Genomic DNA, 19,401 nt, shown 5'->3' with positions numbered 1-19,401 from the left:
TTTTTGACGTGTCTGGAAATGTTATCGGGTACGCGAGGGTCAGCACTCGAGGGCAATCTTTGGATTCCCAGGTTGATGCCCTTGTGGCGGCTGGAGCTGTCCGGGTGTTTCAGGAGTACGCCTCCGGTGCCACCCAGGCGCGGACGCGATGGAAAGAGTGCCTGGACTACCTGCAGCCGGGCAATGTCTTGACTGTCGCAGATTTGACCAGGCTCGGTCGAAGCACGGCGGATCTCGCTGAAATCGTGACCGTCCTTGGCCGGCGGGGGATTGGGTTCCGCTCTTTGGCCGAACCCTGGCTCGACACCACCAGTGCCCACGGAAAACTCATCTTCGATATGTTTGCCTCACTGGCGGAGTACGAGCGGTCCCGACTTTCCGAAAGAACGAAAGCCGGCCTTGCAGCGGCAAAGGCACGCGGCCGGCTGGGAGGGCGGCCTCGTTCCATGACCCCAGGAAAGCTGGAAACCGCCCGGCAGCTGCGCGCTGAAGGAAAGACCTTGAAGGAGACCGCGCAGCGGCTCAGCGTCAGCGTTTCATCGCTGACGCGAGCCCTCAGTGGAAGCGACACCCAGGAAGAAGAAGCTTCGGCAGCATAGCCAGCCTTCGCCACTTAGCTGTCTTCGTAGACGATGTCGTGCCGTACAAACCCGCGCGCATCCGCGCGCTTGAATCGATCCTGCGTGGGTCCAACAAGGCGTTCCAACGCGTCTTTCCAACCGCCTGCAGCAATGCGGTCCCTGTTAGAGGCGCCGGTGTCGCCTAACTGAATGTCGGGAGGCAGCCCGTCTGTGAGGGCGAGGCCGGTGAGAAGTGTAGGGAAGGCGACGGTGCTCAAGTACTGACGCATCTCATTGAGTTCGCGCACAGGGCTGACCCATGCCGAGAACGGCCCTGGGCGATGGATCATCGCAGCGGACTGCGTTTCGACCTCAACCTGCTGTCCTATACGCCCCCGCCCTAAGACATCTCCGATGAGGAGTTCACGGTGGCCATGATCCTGCGATCTAAAGGGTGTTAGATCATCTGAGGTGAATGTTCGGGCGGCAGCAACCCTGACGGCTCGGTGCTTGTCGGCGTTCGAGTAGGCCTGTAGCAGGAGCAGAGGGTGGGCGTACTCGATCTTTTGACCGCTGGCAGCTGCAAACCGGCTGGAAATTGAACCCACCCGGCTCTTGTCATCCTGAAAGGGCTGCAATTGGCGCAATCTCTTTCCAAGTGTTGTGCTCGGACCGACCGCTGTAACGTGGGCGCGGACCATCGCGTCCTGCCACCTTCTGAACTTCTCCGCATCGTCGTATATGGGCATACTCACCTTGCGCTCGGCCGCGGGCGAGAGCTTGGTATTCACCTTGCCGACCAAATGCCAAATGACATTATCTAGCCCAGCGCGTAGATGATTGACGGCTTCGCTGAACAGTAGCGAGGCGACCGGAGGTACTGGTCGGATGGAGGTGACCCTGAGCTCCATCGTGTTCCCGCGTCTAAACTCCGTTAGCGTTATTGGGCCGTTCCAAGACCACTCGCCTGCAAGATCACCGATTTCATACGCAAGCTGATCGGCGCGGGCCAGGCGTAGAACTACAGGATCAAGCTGTGGAGGGAACCAGCCCGACGATTCAGAGTCTGACATGTGTGTCATCCTCCGGACTGCGCTCTGGCCACAGCTCGAATTCCTTGTTAGTGCTTTGTGGCTCCAAGTCAGCCCAGAATCTGCCCATGGATCATTCATACCTGATCAAGCTGGGTCAATTTACCGCCGTCGCGACAGTACAGGGTGTGGGACCCTTGTTTCACGAGGCGAGGAGGCAAGTACTGTGTATTCCTTTCGGGAGCGCTTCCACTTGGGCGATAGGGTGCGGATCGCAGAGGCGGGCCAAGAACTTGTTCTGTCCACCGAAGACGATGCACCTCATAGAGTCTTCCTCGCCGTTTTGAACTCCCCATCGATAGCAGACACTGCCGACCTTGCCCTTAAAGGAAATGGCTTTGCAAGCGGGGAAGAAGCGGCTGAGGCCGCAGAGAAATGGTCGTCCTACCTTCAGTTCGGATTAGCCAGACGTTACGCAGGAGCTGAGTTCTATCACCCCCGGCCTGAGGCCGGGAGTTACATGTTCGAGCTTGAAGGCAGGCCCGTCCTTAAAGATGTACCCGGGAGGATCATCTTTAGGACCGATCCTCCACCGGCCTTCTCGCAGTTCCAGGCGACTGTTGTAGTCAACAAGGACCCAAATGGAATCGTCCAGGCTATTCGGGTTGCAAAGGAAAAAGGTCTCTCCCAGACACTGAATGACAGAATCGCATTCGACCTCTTCGGCATGTCTTTTTCCTCAGATCAGTTCACTACGCGCTTCGTGACGTTAATGATGGCTGTTGAGACCCTCATCAGACAGAAAGCTCATCCCCCTGAGGTCATCGGGCTCGTAGACAAGTTCCTTGCACAGACTGATTCAGCCGAGATACCAATGAATATAAAGGCTTCACTGCTGGGATCATTGCGCCAAATGAAGGAACAATCAGTGGGCCAAGCCGGCAGGGAGTTGGCAGCCGAAGCACTCGTGGGGCGGAAGTATCAGGATCTTGAACCGGCAGCGTTTTTCAGCAAGTGCTACACGTTACGGAGCAAGCTTGTGCACGGGGAGTCAAGCGGGATCGATGAGAACGAAGTCAATTTCCGGGGAGCAGGTCTGGAGCTCTTTGTTGGAGATCTGCTGTCTGCGCCACTGCTGAAAGATGTGCCGGATCTGTAGCAACACAGCCCCGTCTGTTGTTGCTCTTGCCCAAGATGAATCTTCTTACCAGACCAAAATATCCAAAAGGCGAAGATCCGTGAGTCCGTCGAGAAGCCGGACTGCATCTTGTTTGTTGGTGTCGTCGGACTCATAGGAGCGGAGACGATGCCTTAGCTCGGATAACGTGCCGGCCGCCCTCGCCGCAACTAGGTCATCGCGTATGGCGAGCCATGTCCGACGTCGCCATCCAAACTCCGGGTAGCCCGTTCGAAGCAGCCTTGCTGCCGGCGCATACGAACGCGCTATGTGACTATCCAGGATGGGAAATAAGCTCGGCTGTTTTAAGTGCAGCACCTTCGAAATCTTTGCAAAGCTGACCCCCTTGGGTGAGTTTTCGGCGAAGTGCCAGTAGAGATCTGTCATGGCGGCAAACAACGTGCTCTCTGGGGTCGCATCGCCCAGGTCGGCAGTATTTCTGATCCACGGGGCCGTTGCTGACATCTCCACGAAGTAGGTCACTTCCTTGTTCGAGATTCGGGAGCTGATCTTGCGTGTCCGAATCACTTCGTGGGCGGTGAGTTCTTCTGGCTCTCCACTGCCTAAATAATCGAATGCGGCAGGCGTCTTGCGCGGGTACCGTTCCAGAACTCCCATGGCGTCTTCTAGGGTGAGGGTCTGGCCGGCCACGGTGAGTGTGGGCCCTGTTTCGAGATTCATCTGTGATTCTTCTTTCCGTCGATGCGATTCGCGAAGGGACGCGCCCCCCGGTGGGCCTCTTTAAAGGCTTCGATGAGCTTGCTTTCCTCGTCATCGGCGTTTTGGTCACCTGTGACTCTCCAGCACACTCTGAGATTATGAGCGTCCTCCAGCTGCCATATGGCCCGGCCCCCACTGTGTCCGCTTCTTTTGCCGTTTCCAAACCGACGGTACTTGGTTAGGCGTTCAAGGATGCCTAGCCTGCACTCCGCTTTGCCGAAATAGAGGATTTCAGCGTCGTACACCCACACAGCCTCCAAAACTTCCAAGGTGTAAGAGCTTCCTTTTCGTCCTGTTCCTGGAAGCACGAAACGCGGCTTATCCGTGCCTTCGCGGACGACTGCGTAGACACCATGTTCAGTGGTTACTTCTTGGTCGTCTATCTGGTCGAATCGAATGAATCCTTCAAACCCCTGATCCTTCAGCCATTGGGTCGTTGTCATCTGGCTAGTGCCCGCCACTGGGGCTAATAGGGTCCGGGGTGGCAAGGACGATATCGAGATCGGCAGCTGTCTTCTCATCGAGGGGCACGTCGGGTCCGAGTTCGCGGGCCTCCCTAAGGGCCATGGCGTCTTGGAAGCGCTCCAGGGCAAACGATGACTCCACCCAGGCTTCAACAGTCATGCCTCTTTCGGCAGCCATGTTGACGCCAACCGAAAGTAGGGCCAATAACGCCAACTGAAAATGAGGCCACTGACCATTATGGAAGGTGATCACATTGGATGTTTGGGCGCAGATACGCCACCGATACGCGACGGAGAAAATCTCCAAGAGGGAGCTGGCTAAACAGCTCGGAGTTTCCCGGGGGACGGTGGATCGGGCCTTGGAGGCGGAGCGGCCGCCGAAGTATGAGCGGAAGCCGGCCGGTTCGAGTTTTGATGCTTACGCGGCGCAGGTGCGGGCCTTGTTGGTTCAGACGCCGACGATGCCGGCCTCGGTACTGGCCGAACGCGTCGGCTGGACGGGCTCTGCATCCTTGTTCCGGGACAAGGTCCGTGGACTCCGGCCCGAATATATGCCGGCGGATCCGGTGGACCGGCTGGTCCATGAACCAGGCCAGGCGATGCAGTGCGATTTATGGTTCCCCCATGAGCCGCTGCCCCTGGGGCACGGGCAGGAGGGCAAGCCTCCGGTGTTGGTGATGACGAGCGCGTTCTCCGGATACATCCAGGCCAGGATGCTGCCAACCCGCACGACCTTTGATCTGCTCGGCGGGATGTGGTCGTTGCTGCAGGAGGCCGGTGCAGTCCCCAAGCAGCTGGTCTGGGACAACGAATCAGGGATCGGCCAGGGCCGGCTGACCGAGCCGGCGGCGGCGTTCGCTGGCGTGCTGGGCTGCGAGATCCGGCAGTTGCCGCCACGGGATCCGGAATCCAAGGGCATCGTGGAGCGGATGAACCGTTACTTCCGCCAGGGCTTCATGCCCGGCCGGACGTTCGCGTCCCCGCTGGATTTCAACGACCAGCTCGCGGACTGGCTGCCGCGCGCGAACGCCCGCTACTCCCGGACCCGTCACGGCCGCCCGGTCGAGCTTTTCGTCCGGGACCGGGACGCGATGCGGCCGTTGACGCCGGTGGCGCCCGAGTTCGCCTTCCGCAGCAGCGTCCGGCTGCCACGGGACTACTACGTGCGGGTCTTCTCCAATGACTATTCCGTGGACCCGGGCGCGATCGGGCGGATCGTGAACGTCGAAGCAGACCTGGAAAAGGTGACTGTGAGCGCAGACGGCCGGCTGCTGGCCAGGCACGAGCGGCGGTGGGCCAGGCACCAGATCTTCACCGACCCCGGGCATGTGGACAAGGCCGCCTCCCTCCGACGGATCCACCGCAGCGTCAAGGCCGGACGGTCCACGGTGGTGGAGGAACGGGACCTGTCGATCTATGACGAACTCTTCGGTGTCGCCATCCCCGACGACGCCCGCGAGCTCTCCGGGGCAGGACGATGAGCGCTGCGGTGAAGGACATCGAGTACTACGCCCGCGCACTGCGCGCCCCGCGGATCGCCGACGGCTACCGATCCCTCGGCGACCGGGCTCGGGAGGCAGGCTGGTCACACGAGGAATACCTCGCTGCTGTCCTCTCCCGCGAGGTCGCCGAACGCGAGGCCTCCGGGGCCGCCCTGCGGATCAGGGCCGCGAGGTTCCCCGGACACAAGCTGCTGGAAGAGTTCAACTTCGACCACCAGCCTGCCGCGGACCGGAACCTCGTTGCGCATCTGGGCACCGGGGTCTTCCTGGAAGAAGCCAAGAACGTGGTCCTGCTCGGCCCGCCCGGCACCGGGAAAACCCATCTGGCCGTCGGGATCGGGATCCGGGCCGCACGCGCCGGGCATCGCGTCCTGTTCGACACCGCGACCGGGTGGGTATCGAGACTGGCCGAAGCCCACGACCGCGGCCGCCTGCCCCAGGAACTGGCCAAGTTGCGCCGATACAAGCTGCTCATCGTTGACGAAGTCGGCTACATCCCTTTCGACCAGGACTCGGCCAACCTGTTCTTCCAGCTCGTCTCATCCCGTTATGAACACGCTTCTCTAGTGCTTACCAGCAACCTCGCCTTCAGCAGGTGGGGCGAGGTCTTCAGCGACGCGACTGTGGCCTCGGCGATGATCGACCGGATCGTTCACCACGCAGAAGTCCTGAACCTCACCGGCAGCAGCTACCGGCTCCGGAACAAGACAAGAACCCAGCTTCAGGCACAATAGAACAGCAACCCGTGGCCCTGTTTTCAGTCGGCAAAACTGGCCCTATTTTCGGTTGGCGTTAACAAGCCATTTGCTGACGGGTCACAGGAACGTAATCACGGAGTATCACAGCCCTCGTCGTTCCGATGGTTCTGGCGGCATTGTCGGCGAGGTCGATTTCATCGCGGGTGTATTGTGGCCAGGTCTTCTGGGCACGTTTCAGGGTTCTCTCCCTCTTCTGCTCCCGGTCCAAGTCCTCGGCCAAGCGTTTCACGGCGGCCTTTTGCCTCCGCACGGCATTGGTGGCGTCTTTGGCTTCAGCGACTGCTTCGGCTAGACGCTGTTCCCCTGCTTCTGGATCAGTAATCTTCGCCTTCCAAGACTCTGCGTACTTAGCCCGGTAACGGGCTTGTTTCAGTCGTTCCTGGAGGTCCGTCAAAGTTGCTTGCGCTTGTTTCAGCTTCCCCACCGTTGAAAACGCCTGTGGAGGCACGACTGTAGGTGTCTCAGCCGTTGGTGGCTGCGCTGAAAACTCCGTTTCCCTGGCAGGACCCGGGATAATTCCAAGCGTTGCTGGCAGCCAATCAAGGTCCAGTTTCCAGTCGTGGGCGTTTCGCTCCAGCCATTGATCCCGGGCTGCGAGTAGGTGTTCATTCAACTGTTTCGCTGACCACCCGTTAACTTTCTTTAGCTGCTCATCCGCATCGCTCGCATACCCCATTACCTGCGTTCGGCCATAGTGCTTAGCGCTGTGGCAGCGCGGGCATAACGCGACCAGTCCTACAAGCTTTTGAACATGGAACTCGCCATCCTTCAACCAATCCCAACGCTCATGACAATCCAATCGGCCCTTAACACCAACGCCGCCGCAAATGCCACACACGTCTCCTGATGCCGCCCTGGCGAACTTCTTACATTTCTCCCATTCAGAACGCGTTAGTCGGTTCCGGAGGTTTTCCCCGAAGACGGGTTTCGGGATCAGTTCCACAGCGAGCAGGGGGAAGTCATGTCGGTTCAAGGGCTTCAGCCCTTCAAAAGGCGGTTAAAGCATGCTCTGTTGACGGTCAGCCCAACGGCTGAGCCTTTTAGGGATGTTCGTTAGAGAGAGCCAGAGCCACTTTCCAGTGCCTTTTAGAACATTGATGGCAAGGAATGCCAGAACCGCGCCGATGACGGATCTAGCCAAGGGATCATGCGTCATGGCTGTGAGGTACTTGAGGATTTCTGATTCCATGCGCGGACCTTACCTCGACCCTCCGACATTATCTAAAAGGAGTAGTAATTCAAACGGAAAGTCAGCTTAGGCCGGCGTTCTAGAGCCACTTCGACACAGGCCACAACGGTGGGTTCGGGCTACCTGCCCACCGGGATGGGCTGAAGAAGCGGACGATGGACGTATTTGGCTTGCCCGTGACTTCGTGCTCCACTATTTGCGTTGCTTGGGCGCGGGGTGGGACACGAAGGGCCGTTGATGTTCTTCTTCCTGGCCGCTCGAATGCCCACCGAGCGGCATAGGCGATGATTTCGTGATTGATCTCGGCAATTTCTTGGAGGGTTAAGGGAGCGAGTGCTCTGAATGATGGAGGGTTGCGGAACATCACCAGGAGGAAGTCGGGTGCGAGGGGAAAAATGATCGCCCTAGCGTCGGCAATCCCAGTTCGCTCAGCACGATTATCACCTGGACCGCCAAGGGGGATCACGGGTTCGTCGCACGTCAGCAGGATCGGCGCGGTCTTGAACCTGGCCCAATGCCTGTCATAGAAAACTTCGGCAACTTTCAGTGCCATCTGGAAAGCATGCATCACTTCTGCTGGCCGTTGGGGTCCAACACTCATTGTGCCTTCGTTCAGATCCGCGATGAATTTGACGGACTCCTCGACGCTATCTTCAGAAGCCTCCAAACCGTGCTTGATCAACTCCTGGCGTACGCCATCTCTGGTTAGCTGCCCGTATTGGATTTTGAACCCGTCGTTTACGACCTTCCTGATCATTTGTCGCGTGCTGTCGCCGCGGACGGATTGGAATCCGAGGAAGATCGCCAGGTTGCTGCGTTCTTGATGCGAAAGAGCGTCGATGCCTTTCTCCAGCACAGCGTCTATTGCTTCTTTTCCGATAGCTTCAATCTCCGACAGCAATGTCTCGGCGAGCAACGGTGGAACCTGGTCAGGGTCTAGGTCGTCCGAGGCCAAATTATAGTAATCGGTTATTCTGGCGGCCTTCTCTGCGGTTGTGGTCCAGGATCTTCCTTGGTCGATTTCCGTCACCCGCAACCGTCGTTCTTCCGTCCAACGTCGCAAATATGATGCCGGGACTACATGGTGTTTCCGGGGAGGATTCTTTTCGTTCTGCTTCGCCTTGGCGAGGAGGGCAAGGATGTCCGGGTGCTCTCGGAGCTCCGACAGGTCCTCAGAGGAGTCATGTTGTTCTTGGTCAGCGGCGGCTGCCTGAGCGAGTATGTCGTCAAGAGCCGATGTGTACTGGATGGCGGGACCGCGGCGGCTACCGGCAATCATGGCGAATATGTCCTGGGCTCGGAGGTACTAGCGAGCAAGCATAAACTTAGTCGCCCGGCCACCCGAGTCGCAGTCATCGGAAGGCCCTTCCTGTGTAGGCAGACTCAAGAGCTTTTTCGACGGCGGATGCAGCGGCATGGCTTCCTTCCACGAGACCAATTCCATGACTGTATGCCAAGCACAAGCACCTTTCCGGGAAGAAGGAAATGGGACGGCACGTTTTGGGTGCCATTGACCATGAGAGTCCTAGGAGCTAGCCGCGAGCCAGGAAATCGTGGCCGGCTGCGACGCGGTCCAAGTACGGGCTTAGCGCGAACAAAGAGAAGGACGCAGCCCGAAGGCCGACAAGACGCGCGGAACAAACCGCCCTACAAAGCTCCTGGAAAAGGGCCATACTCTTGAGATGGACAAACCGGCGCCATCAGGGGCGCTGTGTGGACATAGGAGCGCGAGCTTGATCATTCGCTCCTTAGCTCGAGCTTCAGTCCCAGCGCCTGCGCAACCTTGGCGATGGTCGCAGTCGTGACGTCGTTGTTGGCCTCGATACGTGCGATGGTCGGACGCGACACCCCGGCTTTCTCGCCGAGCTCTCCTTGTGACCATCCCTGCTTCTTCCGGGCATCGCGAATGACGTCACCGAAGCCGGACGGCGCCAATTCGCTCATGCCTCAACGCCTTTTCCGTTAGTGCTTGCATCCGAATCGGAGCGATGCTGCGTGTGGAGCGCGTCAGCTGCAATATTGGAAATCTCTCCGAGGAACGCCGGGTCAGTCATGTAGGACTGGATTTCCTTGGACTCGTTCACTGTCTTCAGGACAGCGAGACCAACGGCGCCGCTGAACCCTTCGGATGCCTTAAGTTGCGCGATGGTGTTGTTTTTCGCCATCGCCACGGCCTCCTCGTTCGCGTCAAGGAACCCCCAAAACGTGGTGATGAAGCCAGCGACGCTCTCGGGGCTAACGTCGACACCTTTGGCCTTGAACATCTCGTTGACCTTGTCGATGGCCTCATCGAGTGGGCCGCGCTTGGGCGCGGTGCTGCCCCTGTGTTCGCCATCGAAGATTGGGAGTCTGATGCTTTCTCCACTGCCTTCAGTCAACGAGTGGTCCTCGCTTATCGCGGACGGAACGAGCTTCACGCCGGAGAGCTGTACGCCCTCAAGGAAGCTATCGTCGTAGTCATTTCCGTCCGTGTGGAGGTTGCGACCAAGCAACGTAGCCAGGATTGCGCGGCGGTGTAGCTCGGGGTCTTGGTAGTCGACGATCTGGCTTAGGAACTGCCAGGCATTGCGGTAGCTGAGGACATCGGACCTGAATGACTCGAGTAACTCCTTCTGTGCCTTGTCCTTCGAACGCACGGCCTGACGCCATTGGCCTATCCACCGGTTCTTGATGGGAGACAAGACTTTGGCTATCGCTTCGCCGCCGGCGTCCGCGACGAAGGCATCAGCGACGGCGTCCATCTCCTTGTGTGTGTAAATTCCGGACGTGTCGAGGCGTTCCCCCACGGTGATTAGTGCATTGGGGTCAACGTCACCGTCGACATGGGCGTCGGAGTAATAGAGTTTGAAGTCCTCTTGGATGCTCGCGGGGGTGTTCCGGAAGTCGACGACCATCGGCGCGGTCTTGCCAGGGTAGATCCGGTTGAGCCTGGATAGGGTTTGCACGGTGGCCACGCCTGAAAGCTTCTTGTCTACGTACATGGCGATCAGTCGTGGCTCATCGAAGCCGGTCTGAAACTTGTTGGCGACGATTAGTACGCGGTAGACGCCCTCCTCGCGGAATGCCCTGCCGACGTCGCTTACGCGATTCACCGAAGTCTCGGTCACGTTCTCGCCGTCTTCATCGATGAGTGATCCGGAGAATGCGGCCAGCGTGTGCAAGTCGTACCCCTTCTCTGCGATGTACGCGTCCATCTTCCGCGACCAGCTCAGGGCCTCCATCCGCGAGCTCGTGACGACCATGGCGCGCGCCTGGCCACCGAGCATGTGGATAACGTTGCGCTGGAAGTGCTCTACGACGACCCGCACTTTCTGCGCAATCGCGGTCGGATGGAGCCGGGCGAAGCGAACGATACTAGACACGGCTTCGCCTGTGTTGACCCGGATCTCGCCCTCGGACGGCTGACCGTCGAGCGTGTTCTTGACCCGGAGAAACATATCGTAGGTCGAGTAATTGGTGAGGACGTCGAGGATAAACCCTTCCTCGATCGCCTGAGCCATCGTGTACGTATCGAAGGCCTCCCAGCGACCGTCGCGCTCGGTGCCAAAAAGGCGCAGCGTCTTCGCCTTAGGAGTAGCGGTAAGGGCGACGAAGGTGATGTTGCTGGAGGCAGCGATTGCCGAGTCTTTGGCTCGCAGCAGGTCGTCCGCGCCGATGTCGTCATCGGTGTCAAGTTCGACGTCGGCGAGCAGCTCCTTGAGCTGGCGCGCAGCGGATCCGGACTGCGAAGAGTGCGCCTCATCGGCAACGACAGCCCAACGCCTGCCGCGCAGCTCCTGCGTTCCCTCGATGAGCTTCATGACCTCCGGGAAGGTCTGCAGAGTGCAGGTGATGATGTGGTCGCCCTCAAGCAACGCCTTCTTCAGTTGCGGTGACTTGGCGCCGGACTTCTCGCCGACAGTAACGACGAGTCCTTTGCTCGACTGCACGAGGTTCATGTCCTCGCGTATGTTCTCATCAAGAACAGTCCGGTCGGTCACGACGATTACCGAGTCGAAAGTGGACTTCGAATCGGCGCTCATGTGCCGGATGAGGCGGTGGCTGAGCCACGCGATCGTCTTGGTCTTCCCCGATCCCGCCGAGTGCCATATCAGGTAGCGGCCTCCCGTGCCGTTTGCCTCGATGTCAGCCACAACCCGCTCCACGGCGCGCAGCTGATGGAAGCGCGGGAATACGAGGCGTCCTTCGTCCTTCTTGCCCGATCTACTCGGCTCGAAGAGCGCGAAATCCTTGAGAATTCGCATGAAAGTTGGTCGGGCGAGGATTTCGCGCCACAAGTAGTTCGTAGACGAGCCGGTGCTCGAAGGTGGGTTGCCTTGGTGGCCGCCATCGCCTTGGTTGAAGGGTAGAAAGGCCGTGTCAGCACCCTGCAATTTGGTCGTCATGTAGACGAGATCATTGGAGACAGCGAAGTGAACCAAGGCGCGGCCGGGCGCAAGGAGGGGCCGACTCCTCCCTGGCTTGCGGTCCTCCTTGTACTGGCGGATTGCGTGGCTGACGGTCTGAGTGTTGTCGGTCTTGAGTTCCAGCGTGACGACCGGAAGTCCGTTGGCGAGGAGCACGACGTCGATGCTCTCATTGGTTTTCGTGTCGAAGCGCACCTGGCGCAGGATGCGCAGTCGGACTGACGCCGCTGCTTCCACGACCTCGGTCAAGCCCGGGTTCGCAGGCGGAAAGGCCATCATCGGGCCGAACTTCGCGGTGGGACGGCCGATCTGGGCATAGGAAAAGCCCTTACGAAGTACCCCGAGCAGACCACCGACTGGGTGACCTGTCGTCGGATCCATCCGCGTCGTCTTAGCGAGTTCCTTGGTGATGTGCTCGAGAAGATTCCGCTCGGCGTCAGTTTTCTGCTCGTCGACCAGGTCGCTGGGGACGGCCTTCTCGTACTCCTCCGGGTACTGAGTAGCCAACCAGTGCAATGCATCGGTCGGAACCATCGCCAGACCGGCATCCCAGCCGATTGGCTTGCCGTCGTCCTCGCATAGCCAGCCGCGCTCGGCCAATTCGAAGCAGAGGTTGTCTTCGAACTCGCGCTCCATCAGCTGTGCGTGGCTCATGCGACTTCCTTCTTTCCGGTTACGGCGTCGAGCAAGAACGTAGAGGAATGCTCCACGAGAAGGTCTCTAAGGCTGGCGATCTTCGACAGCATGCAGTCGATGCGACCAGTCACTTCGTCGAGATGGTCCGCGATGCGTTGCTGCTCGTCCAGGGGAGGCAGAGGCAGAGGCATCATGTCGAGTCCGATCTTTGTAACTCGCTGGGCATTGGGACGGACGCCCGTCCCGATCGCTCCAAAGTAGTCAACGTATCGGGGACTTCGGAGCAGATGGTGAACGTAGCGTGGGTGGAATCGCGGCGAGATCCAGAACGCCTTATAGTCAGGGCTGATGTACCCGGTCAGCGATGACACGCCGAGACCGCCGTGGTTGAGCCACATCATGTTGGCCGCGAGCTGCCCTGGTCGCACCACCCGGTACTTCGAGACATCGAGCGACGCTTGCTGGCCCTGGGCACGGTTGTTCAGCTCCACGCCCCGGTACTCGGAGATCGAAAGTAGCGGCCCAGGCGGGTTCTCACCGTTCCGTTCGGTGCTCTCGGTGAAGTCGTAACCAAACTTCGTCCGCCCCCAATGTTTAGGTATGCCGGACAGCGGAGACTGCGCCTCTTCGCCTCGGCGCGAGTCCTCTTGCGAGAGACCAAAAAGCGCAGCAGTGTCGATGGCCCGCGCACGCAATGCGTCGGTCAGCTTATCGAGCTTTGCGATCATGGCATCAACCTTGTTGAGCCGAGCTGCAATCTCGGACTGGACTTTCAAAGGCGGCAAAGGTACGCGAATGCGGGACATCCGCGTGAAATTCGTCGACCACAAATCGTCCACGATTCCCGTGCCCCAGCGAAAGAACTCGTCTTGGAACGCGATACTGCGGAACAGATGATGACCGTACTCCGGGACCAGAAGATCAGGCCTCGGTGTCATAACGGAGTAGATGACCGAAACGCTCCCGTCCTGGTTCGCCAGACCAGATGCTCCACGGCGGTCAGCTCGCGAATTGATGACGAGGTCTCCGGCACGCACGAGCTTCCGATCGCCTTCGGTTTGCGACTTGGCAACGCCGGCGAGTTGGGGAGTCACGCCAAGTTTCCCGACCGACAACGGGGAGAACGCGGTTTCTCCGACTTTCTCGTTCCGCTCTACGACGATGGATCCGAGCGGAGCCATTACGAAGGTGGAGCTCTCCAGTAGGGACTCATGGACCGCCCGCGTGGTCACTGGTTCCTTACCAATTTAAACATCTCACCGAGCTCGCCCATGAGGCTCTGCACCTCGGAATCTATCTCCTCGAGCGGTCGTGGTGCCCGCGGCGTGTAGAAGATCCTCGTGAACGGGATCTCGTTACCGTGCTTTGCTTTGCTCTCGTCCCACTGTGCATCGGGAGAGAATGGCACGACTTCTCGTTTCATGTGTTCTGCAAGATCTTCACTAAGCGCTACGCGTTCGGTGATCTTCCACTCGCTCGAAGTGACAGCGTTGCCTTTGCGATCGACAGCTGGTGGCGCTGAGTTGTCGGGCACGGCCATCGCCTTCATCACGGCGTCCAGCAGGCCGAGAGGTGCTTTCAGCCCAGCTGCCTTCGCGGCATGCGGAAAGGCCTTAGGCAGGTCGTTCCAGTTCGTACCGTCCAGCTGTTTGAGCACGGGGATGAGTTCTTCCGTGAAGTCCGTCCGCTCTCGCAGCAAATCGAGTGCCTCGTCGCTGAAACGTGAAGCCAGTCGTATCTGCTTGAAGACGGGAACGTCCCGGAACTTGAAGTCCTCCGGAGTCATCACGCGGGAGATCTCAGGGTCAGCGCCGTCGAAGGCCTTATACGCCTCGAGCACGGGATTGCGGTCGACGGCACGCATTTCCCGGCGCTTCTCACCCATGGGTCTGCGCAGCAAGCTCCATCGGTCAGATCCGTCGATTAACTGGATCTTGCCTTCGCGTTCGGGGTTCTTGTTCGTATCGAGGATCCAGACATAGGTCGGAATACCGGTCCCGTAGAACATGCTGGGCGGCAGGGCGATGATGGCGTCTACCAAGTCCTCGTCGAGGAGCCACTCTCGGATGGCGGTCGGACCCTTGTCGCCGTTGAAAAGGGGAGCTGCGTTGGAGACGACCGCGGCTCGTCCTCCCTGGCCGTTGGCACCAGCCGGGCTGAGCTTCGAAGCACAGTGGGCCAGAAACAGCATCTGACCGTCGCTGATGCTCGGGAGACCATGACTGAAGCGGGACCCGGGTGCCTTGGCTTGGTCTCGCACAGATTTCTCCTCGACTTCCCAGTCGATACCGAACGGAGGGTTCGAGAGCACGTAATCGAAAGCCTGTCCCTCATAGAGGTCCTGGACGAGGGTGTTGCCTTGCTTGATCGCGTCCGGGCGACCGCCCTGGATGAGCAGATCGGCCTTGCCGAGGGCGAACGCGGATGGCATGAGCTCCTGACCGTAGAGCGTGACATCGATGGTCTCATTCATGCGCCGCAGGGCTTCTTGGGCAATAAGCAGCATGCCTCCGGAACCTGCCGTAGGGTCGTAAATTGAACGCGCCGTGTTCTCCCCTGCGAGAGTGTCGTCGTCATTGGCGATGAGGACGTCGACCATCAACTTGATCGCGTCTCGCGGCGTATAGAAGTTGCCCGCGGCCTTGCCCTTCTTGTTGAAGGCCCGGTACATAACGTCCTCGAAGACGTCGCCCATGCCGGTGTTGCTCAAGCTTCCGGGGCTGAGGTCGAGCGTAGAGAAATGCTTGACGACGGCATGCAAGCGATTCGCGTCGGCCAGGACTTTTGCCCGCCGATTGAAGTCGAACGAGACCCAGATGTCGGTGATGTTATTCGAGAATCCGTCAACGTAGTTTTTCAGGGATTTGTCCACGTTGTCATCGACCGACGCGATAGTGGCGAGGTCGAGCGGCGAGACATTGTAGAAGCCCAGTCCGAAACGGTCCTTGACCGCGATGTCGATCAGATGCTGGGGCATGCGGGCGAACGAGTCCACGTACTTGATGACGTCGTCCTTGGTATCGGCGAGCATGCACTCCAACCGTCGGAGTACCGTGAACGGCAAGATGTAGTCGCCGTAGTCTTCCTCATCGACGATGTTGCGGAGGTATTTGTCCGCCGTGTCCCAGACAATGCGTGCCGTTGTGCTCCTGGATGCCCCCGTCGGCTCTGCCATGCGTGCTCGTCCCTGCCCTCGTTGCGATCCTGCGTGTATCAAGAACTTTACATGGGTGGAGCAGGGGGACCTGGCCTACGCCTCGCGGTGCACTCCCCAGCCTCACGTTGGGTCGAGCTCCTCATCTGGTGCAGGAGCCGAAACCGGGGCCTGTGGGAGGGGCCGCGCTGCCACAACCGGAGACAATTCGTTGCGGGTTATCCACCGCTGCGCCCACCGAAGGTAGTTCCCCGGAAGAGACCAGCCGTGGAAAACCCGCACTGCCCTCAACTGGACAGGCCGGACGCGTGGCCAAGTCGTGGCAGGGGGCGTCCGTGTGTGGGTTCAGGCAGAATGGTCTAATGTGCGGCAGGTACGTGATGTCCAAGGCAACGGGGGATCTCCTGAGCCATTTTGAGGCGAAAGAGGTCGAGGGCAGCCCGCCGCCGCCGTCGTGGAACGTCGCACCTACCCAGGATGTGCCGATCGTGGCCGAACGGCTGGATAAGGACTCGATTGACCGGCACCTGCTTATCGCCCACTGGGGCCTGGTGCCGTCTTGGGCTAAAGACATCAAGATCGGGAACAAGCTGATAAACGCCCGCAGCGAATCGATCCTGGACAAGCCGTCCTTCCGGAAAGCGGCGGTCAAGCGCCGCTGCGTCGTCCCTGCCGAAGGGTATTACGAATGGCAGAAGACCGAGGACGGCAAGAAGATCCCGAACTACCTGTACTCGGAAAAGGAACCCTTGCTCGGGTTCGCTGGCCTGTACGAGTGGTGGGCTGATCCGTCGCTGCCGGAGGATGATCCGGGAAGATGGCTGCTCAGCTGCACGGTGCTCACGACGACCACCCAGGACGCCCTGGGCCACGTCCATGACCGTTCGCCGGTCATCATCCCGCGGGACCGCTTCGCTGAATGGCTCGACCCGGACTTGACCGATAAGGAAGGCATCCAGCACTTGCTGGACTCCCTGCCCGAGCCAATCCTGACACCCCGGATCGTCAGCACCCGGGTCAACAGCGTGCGCAACAACGGACCAGAGCTCATTGAGCCCGCCGAACCCGAAGCCAAATAGACTCATGCCGTGATACTCACCGGCACCATTACCAACCCGGACGGCAGCTACAACCACATAGAAGCCGAAGGTGACACCTATGAAGAAGCGCGCGAAAACCTCTACGCGCTTCTGGAAGAAGGCCAAAACCTCGTAGTGATCCGCACGGACCGCTAACCCGCCTGAAGCCGGTCCGGCAGGACGACATCGGCCGGGGATAGCTCCGGACGCGGCCGGAGGTACCTAACTGCGTGGCGGAAGGCATTGCCTGTCCAGGCCGCATCCGCGGAAATCTCTACCACCAGCGGATCTACCAGCGTGAGGGACACCGGGCCTCTGTCCTTGCTGAACCTGTTCAGCATCGCCTCGGTGACGACATCCGGCCACGGGTGCGTGCCCTGCGGCCGGTGCAGGTGAGCCGACAGCTCCAATGCAGCTCTAGTTGTGAGCGGCGTGGAGCGTCCAACGATCCGCAGCCGGCCCTCCACCGGTAGGCCGGCTACAACGTACTGGGGGCGATCTAAGGGGCCGATCACGGCAGCGCACACGGCGTCCAGGGATTCGCGGCGCTTCACCTTCAGCCACTGGCGCACCGGTTGGTAGCTCTGGGCAGCGCCCTTGACCACGAGCCCTTCCAGCCCCGCATGGTGCAGTTCATCGAACCATGTGAGTGCCTGGACGCGGTCCTTGGTTGTGGGGGAGAGGTTCAGCGGAGGCGCCCAATCGCCGGCCAGCTGCTCCAGCAGCTCCCGGCGCTGGAACAGCGGCGCTTCCCTGATGTCGTGTCCGGCCACGGCCAGCAGATCGAAGGCAACGAACGAAGCCGGGTGTTCCCGGACAAGGGCAGGCAGGCCAGCTTTCGAAGCCACCAGCCGCCGCTGGAGGGCGTCGAAGTCCAACCTGTCGGCGGTCCACACCACGGCTTCCCCGTCTAGGACGCACCCCGGCGGAACTTGGCCGGCCACAGCTTCCACCAGATCCGGGAAATAGCGGGTCAATTCCCTGCCTTGGCGGGACCACAAGGAAACTCCGCTAGCCCGCACTAGGGCGCAGATCCGGTAGCCATCCCACTTGGGCTCATAGACGCTGCCGCCGGGCAGCGCCGCCTCTGCCGGCACCGATTCAACTGCTTTCGCCAGCGCCAGAGGCACGGGCGGACGGAGCGCGGCCGGCACGTCCTCAGTCATGACAGCCACGCTACCGCTGCCGGCCTGGAGGGGTCAGGCGGCGGCCGCCCCCGCGTCCGTGATGGCCGCGAGCAGCCATTGCTCGGACAGCGGGTCGCGGCGCAGCTCAAAGGTCCGCAGCGCCGAGGTCGAGGTCAACCTGACCTGGACCTGCCAGTGCTCAATGTCCACCAGGTTGCCGATGCCGACCGGGGCCCGCTTGGCGGTGTTCCACCAGTCCGCCCGGGTGAACCAGCGCACCGGTTCCGCGGCCACGGCCCAGATCCGGCCGTCATACCTGACGGCCAGGGGAATGCCCTTGGCGGTGAACCGGACCTGCACCGGCACATCCAGTGGTTTCTTATTTGCTGTTCCTGCCACGGGTCCGCTCTCCCAAATTCCTGTTCATCAATTCTTCCCGGCGGGTAACCGCCGAACTCCACACCCAGGTCCGGTACGTGACCGGCCCGTCCTTCCACGTCACTTCGGCTGCTTTCGCTGTCCAGGCGAACACTTCACCGTCCACCAGCTCGGCGCAGTCCGGAAACCGGATCCACGCCTTCACTGGGATCCCCGGATACCCGTTCTTGACCGGGAAGTGCTCGAAATCCAGCTCTTCCACGGTCAGCCCGATTGGGCCGGCCCGCCGCGCGTACTGCGCCTGAAGCGCGGCCGCAATCTCTTCGGAGGACATAGCACAACCTTAGAACATATATTCGAATAGACACGCCAAAAGATGGCGGTCAGGAAAGGCCGCCATCCTTTTCATCATGGGGGAGGGGTCTGACAAAGCGCAGGGCTTGACCCTGCAGCCCTACACGTCCTTCGGAACTTCGGCTGTGTCCTTGTGCGTGTCCTTGATCATGCGCGTCATGGCCCGCACGGACTCCGGGTTTTCCTCCCAGCGGCTGCCGTCACGCGTGCAAGCACTGAATGACTTAACGCCGGCTTCCTGGCAAGCCTGTCGGAGCTCCACCCAAGCCTCTTCCAGTTCGGCCAGCTGGGCCGGTGTAAGCGCCGGGCGTTCCGTCTTCATGGCCGAGGCCACAGGGAAGAGTACAGCCGCAGCTGATGTCCGTCGCCGAACAAAAAATTCGCGCAGTCTCAAAGCTGAATCTCCTCTTAGTAAATCGGGTAGTCGTCGGGCTCCGGATTTACCGCGATCTCGATATCCCGCAGGGCCTGTTCCTTTGACGCCTCTTGCCCCTGAGGATCCAACAATGCCCAACGAAAGACGGGATCCGGGCCAGGCTGAACGACCCGCCGCACCCAACGGTAACCATGCTCTTTCAGCTTTTCCTTATCGTCCCGGAACTGCTTGTCCTTTGCGACCACCCGCTGGACCCTGGCTTTCCCGGATTCACCGGATACGCACTCGCTGCAAACGTGCCGGCGGCCGTCAGCGCTGGAGGGCCAACGATCGAAGGCCTCCGCCGGCAGCGTCTCCCCGCACCGTTTGCACTTCTTGGGGTCATGGATGTGAGGGTCAGCGCTAAGATCGACCACTTCCTTGCAATACCCGCACGACTTCAAGTCCATGCCCCGCAAGGTATCAGAGACCCGACACCGGCTGTGCGAAC

General features: G+C 60.0%; 22 protein-coding genes. 6 read left to right on the top strand and 16 right to left on the bottom strand.

The annotated features are described in order from the left end of the window. Positions 1–8 precede the first annotated feature (8 nt). Complete coding sequence (locus HTS88_RS08615) at positions 9–599, top strand: recombinase family protein (RefSeq protein WP_174177380.1); 591 nt, start codon at positions 9–11, stop codon at positions 597–599. Between the two features lie 14 nt (positions 600–613). On the opposite strand, the gene HTS88_RS08610 is transcribed toward HTS88_RS08615, so the two are convergent. Further along, a complete protein-coding gene (locus HTS88_RS08610; RefSeq protein WP_174177378.1) occupies positions 614–1,633 on the bottom strand; it encodes a hypothetical protein in 1,020 nt (339 codons plus the stop codon). 223 nt (positions 1,634–1,856) lie between these two features. Here HTS88_RS08610 and HTS88_RS08605 point away from each other — a divergent pair, with 223 nt between their 5' ends. Continuing rightward, complete coding sequence (locus HTS88_RS08605) at positions 1,857–2,750, top strand: HEPN domain-containing protein (RefSeq protein ID WP_174177376.1); 894 nt, start codon at positions 1,857–1,859, stop codon at positions 2,748–2,750. A 45-nt stretch (positions 2,751–2,795) separates the two neighbouring features. Here HTS88_RS08605 and HTS88_RS08600 read toward each other — a convergent pair whose 3' ends face one another. From HTS88_RS08600 to HTS88_RS08590, 3 genes are read right to left on the bottom strand one after another with little or no spacing between them, the layout of a single operon-like run. Beyond that, positions 2,796–3,449, bottom strand: a complete 654-nt coding sequence (locus HTS88_RS08600) for a DUF6308 family protein (RefSeq protein WP_174177374.1) — start codon at positions 3,447–3,449, stop codon at positions 2,796–2,798. Further along, on the bottom strand, positions 3,446–3,931 hold the full coding sequence (locus HTS88_RS08595; RefSeq protein WP_174177372.1) for a hypothetical protein: 486 nt from the start codon (positions 3,929–3,931) through the stop codon (positions 3,446–3,448). Before HTS88_RS08595 ends, HTS88_RS08600 begins: the two co-directional genes overlap by 4 nt. Positions 3,932–3,935: 4 nt before the next feature. Beyond that, on the bottom strand, positions 3,936–4,112 hold the full coding sequence (locus HTS88_RS08590; protein WP_174177371.1) for a hypothetical protein: 177 nt from the start codon (positions 4,110–4,112) through the stop codon (positions 3,936–3,938). Positions 4,113–4,197: 85 nt separating this feature from the next. Here HTS88_RS08590 and istA point away from each other — a divergent pair, with 85 nt between their 5' ends. Next, complete coding sequence (gene istA, locus HTS88_RS08585) at positions 4,198–5,433, top strand: IS21 family transposase (protein WP_174177369.1); 1,236 nt, start codon at positions 4,198–4,200, stop codon at positions 5,431–5,433. Continuing rightward, positions 5,430–6,188 (top strand): IS21-like element helper ATPase IstB, encoded by a 759-nt coding sequence (gene istB, locus HTS88_RS08580; protein WP_104190113.1) that lies wholly within the window; start codon positions 5,430–5,432, stop codon positions 6,186–6,188. Before istA ends, istB begins: the two co-directional genes overlap by 4 nt. A 58-nt stretch (positions 6,189–6,246) precedes the next feature. Here istB and HTS88_RS08575 read toward each other — a convergent pair whose 3' ends face one another. The 7 genes from HTS88_RS08575 to HTS88_RS08545 form a co-directional block, all read right to left on the bottom strand. Next, positions 6,247–7,185, bottom strand: a complete 939-nt coding sequence (locus HTS88_RS08575) for a hypothetical protein (RefSeq protein ID WP_174177367.1) — start codon at positions 7,183–7,185, stop codon at positions 6,247–6,249. 24 nt (positions 7,186–7,209) lie between these two features. After that, positions 7,210–7,401 (bottom strand): hypothetical protein, encoded by a 192-nt coding sequence (locus HTS88_RS08570; protein ID WP_174177365.1) that lies wholly within the window; start codon positions 7,399–7,401, stop codon positions 7,210–7,212. A 79-nt stretch (positions 7,402–7,480) separates the two neighbouring features. After that, a complete protein-coding gene (locus HTS88_RS08565; RefSeq protein WP_174177363.1) occupies positions 7,481–8,680 on the bottom strand; it encodes a DUF4238 domain-containing protein in 1,200 nt (399 codons plus the stop codon). Between the two features lie 458 nt (positions 8,681–9,138). Next, on the bottom strand, positions 9,139–9,345 hold the full coding sequence (locus HTS88_RS08560; protein WP_174177361.1) for a helix-turn-helix domain-containing protein: 207 nt from the start codon (positions 9,343–9,345) through the stop codon (positions 9,139–9,141). Beyond that, positions 9,342–12,461 (bottom strand): type I restriction endonuclease subunit R, encoded by a 3,120-nt coding sequence (locus tag HTS88_RS08555; RefSeq protein WP_174177359.1) that lies wholly within the window; start codon positions 12,459–12,461, stop codon positions 9,342–9,344. Before HTS88_RS08555 ends, HTS88_RS08560 begins: the two co-directional genes overlap by 4 nt. Continuing rightward, positions 12,458–13,624 carry a restriction endonuclease subunit S gene (locus tag HTS88_RS08550; protein WP_217432374.1) on the bottom strand — a complete coding sequence of 389 codons (1,167 nt, stop codon included), beginning with the start codon at positions 13,622–13,624 and terminating at the stop codon, positions 12,458–12,460. Before HTS88_RS08550 ends, HTS88_RS08555 begins: the two co-directional genes overlap by 4 nt. Before the next feature lie 47 nt (positions 13,625–13,671). Next, a complete protein-coding gene (locus HTS88_RS08545; RefSeq protein WP_174177357.1) occupies positions 13,672–15,618 on the bottom strand; it encodes a type I restriction-modification system subunit M in 1,947 nt (648 codons plus the stop codon). 341 nt (positions 15,619–15,959) lie between these two features. Between HTS88_RS08545 and HTS88_RS08540 the strand changes: the two genes are divergently transcribed. Then, positions 15,960–16,676, top strand: coding sequence for an SOS response-associated peptidase (locus HTS88_RS08540; RefSeq protein WP_174177355.1), 717 nt, complete (start codon positions 15,960–15,962; stop codon positions 16,674–16,676). Between the two features lie 9 nt (positions 16,677–16,685). Continuing rightward, on the top strand, positions 16,686–16,832 hold the full coding sequence (locus HTS88_RS08535) for a hypothetical protein (RefSeq protein ID WP_174177348.1): 147 nt from the start codon (positions 16,686–16,688) through the stop codon (positions 16,830–16,832). Here the strand turns inward: HTS88_RS08535 and HTS88_RS08530 are convergent. From HTS88_RS08530 to HTS88_RS08510, 5 genes are all read right to left on the bottom strand, one after another. Next, entirely contained in the window at positions 16,829–17,842 is a 1,014-nt protein-coding gene (locus HTS88_RS08530) for an ATP-dependent DNA ligase (protein WP_174177353.1), read from the bottom strand. The genes HTS88_RS08535 and HTS88_RS08530 overlap by 4 nt on opposite strands. A gap of 33 nt (positions 17,843–17,875) precedes the next feature. Then, entirely contained in the window at positions 17,876–18,163 is a 288-nt protein-coding gene (locus tag HTS88_RS08525; RefSeq protein ID WP_174177583.1) for a hypothetical protein, read from the bottom strand. Between the two features lie 19 nt (positions 18,164–18,182). Beyond that, positions 18,183–18,515: a hypothetical protein gene (locus HTS88_RS08520; protein WP_174177352.1), complete on the bottom strand. Its 333-nt coding sequence runs from the start codon at positions 18,513–18,515 to the stop codon at positions 18,183–18,185. Positions 18,516–18,635: 120 nt separating this feature from the next. Further along, positions 18,636–18,869: a hypothetical protein gene (locus HTS88_RS08515; protein ID WP_343044907.1), complete on the bottom strand. Its 234-nt coding sequence runs from the start codon at positions 18,867–18,869 to the stop codon at positions 18,636–18,638. A 74-nt stretch (positions 18,870–18,943) separates the two neighbouring features. Beyond that, positions 18,944–19,401, bottom strand: a 458-nt coding sequence (locus HTS88_RS08510) for a hypothetical protein (RefSeq protein ID WP_217432372.1), incomplete at its 5' end; no start/stop codon positions are given.

The sequence above is a fragment of the Pseudarthrobacter oxydans genome (assembly GCF_013314975.1).
Classification (GTDB): Bacteria; Actinomycetota; Actinomycetes; order Actinomycetales; family Micrococcaceae; genus Arthrobacter; species Arthrobacter oxydans.
The sequence above is the reverse complement of the archived record's forward strand: the minus strand, read 5'-3'. Positions and strand labels throughout refer to the sequence as shown.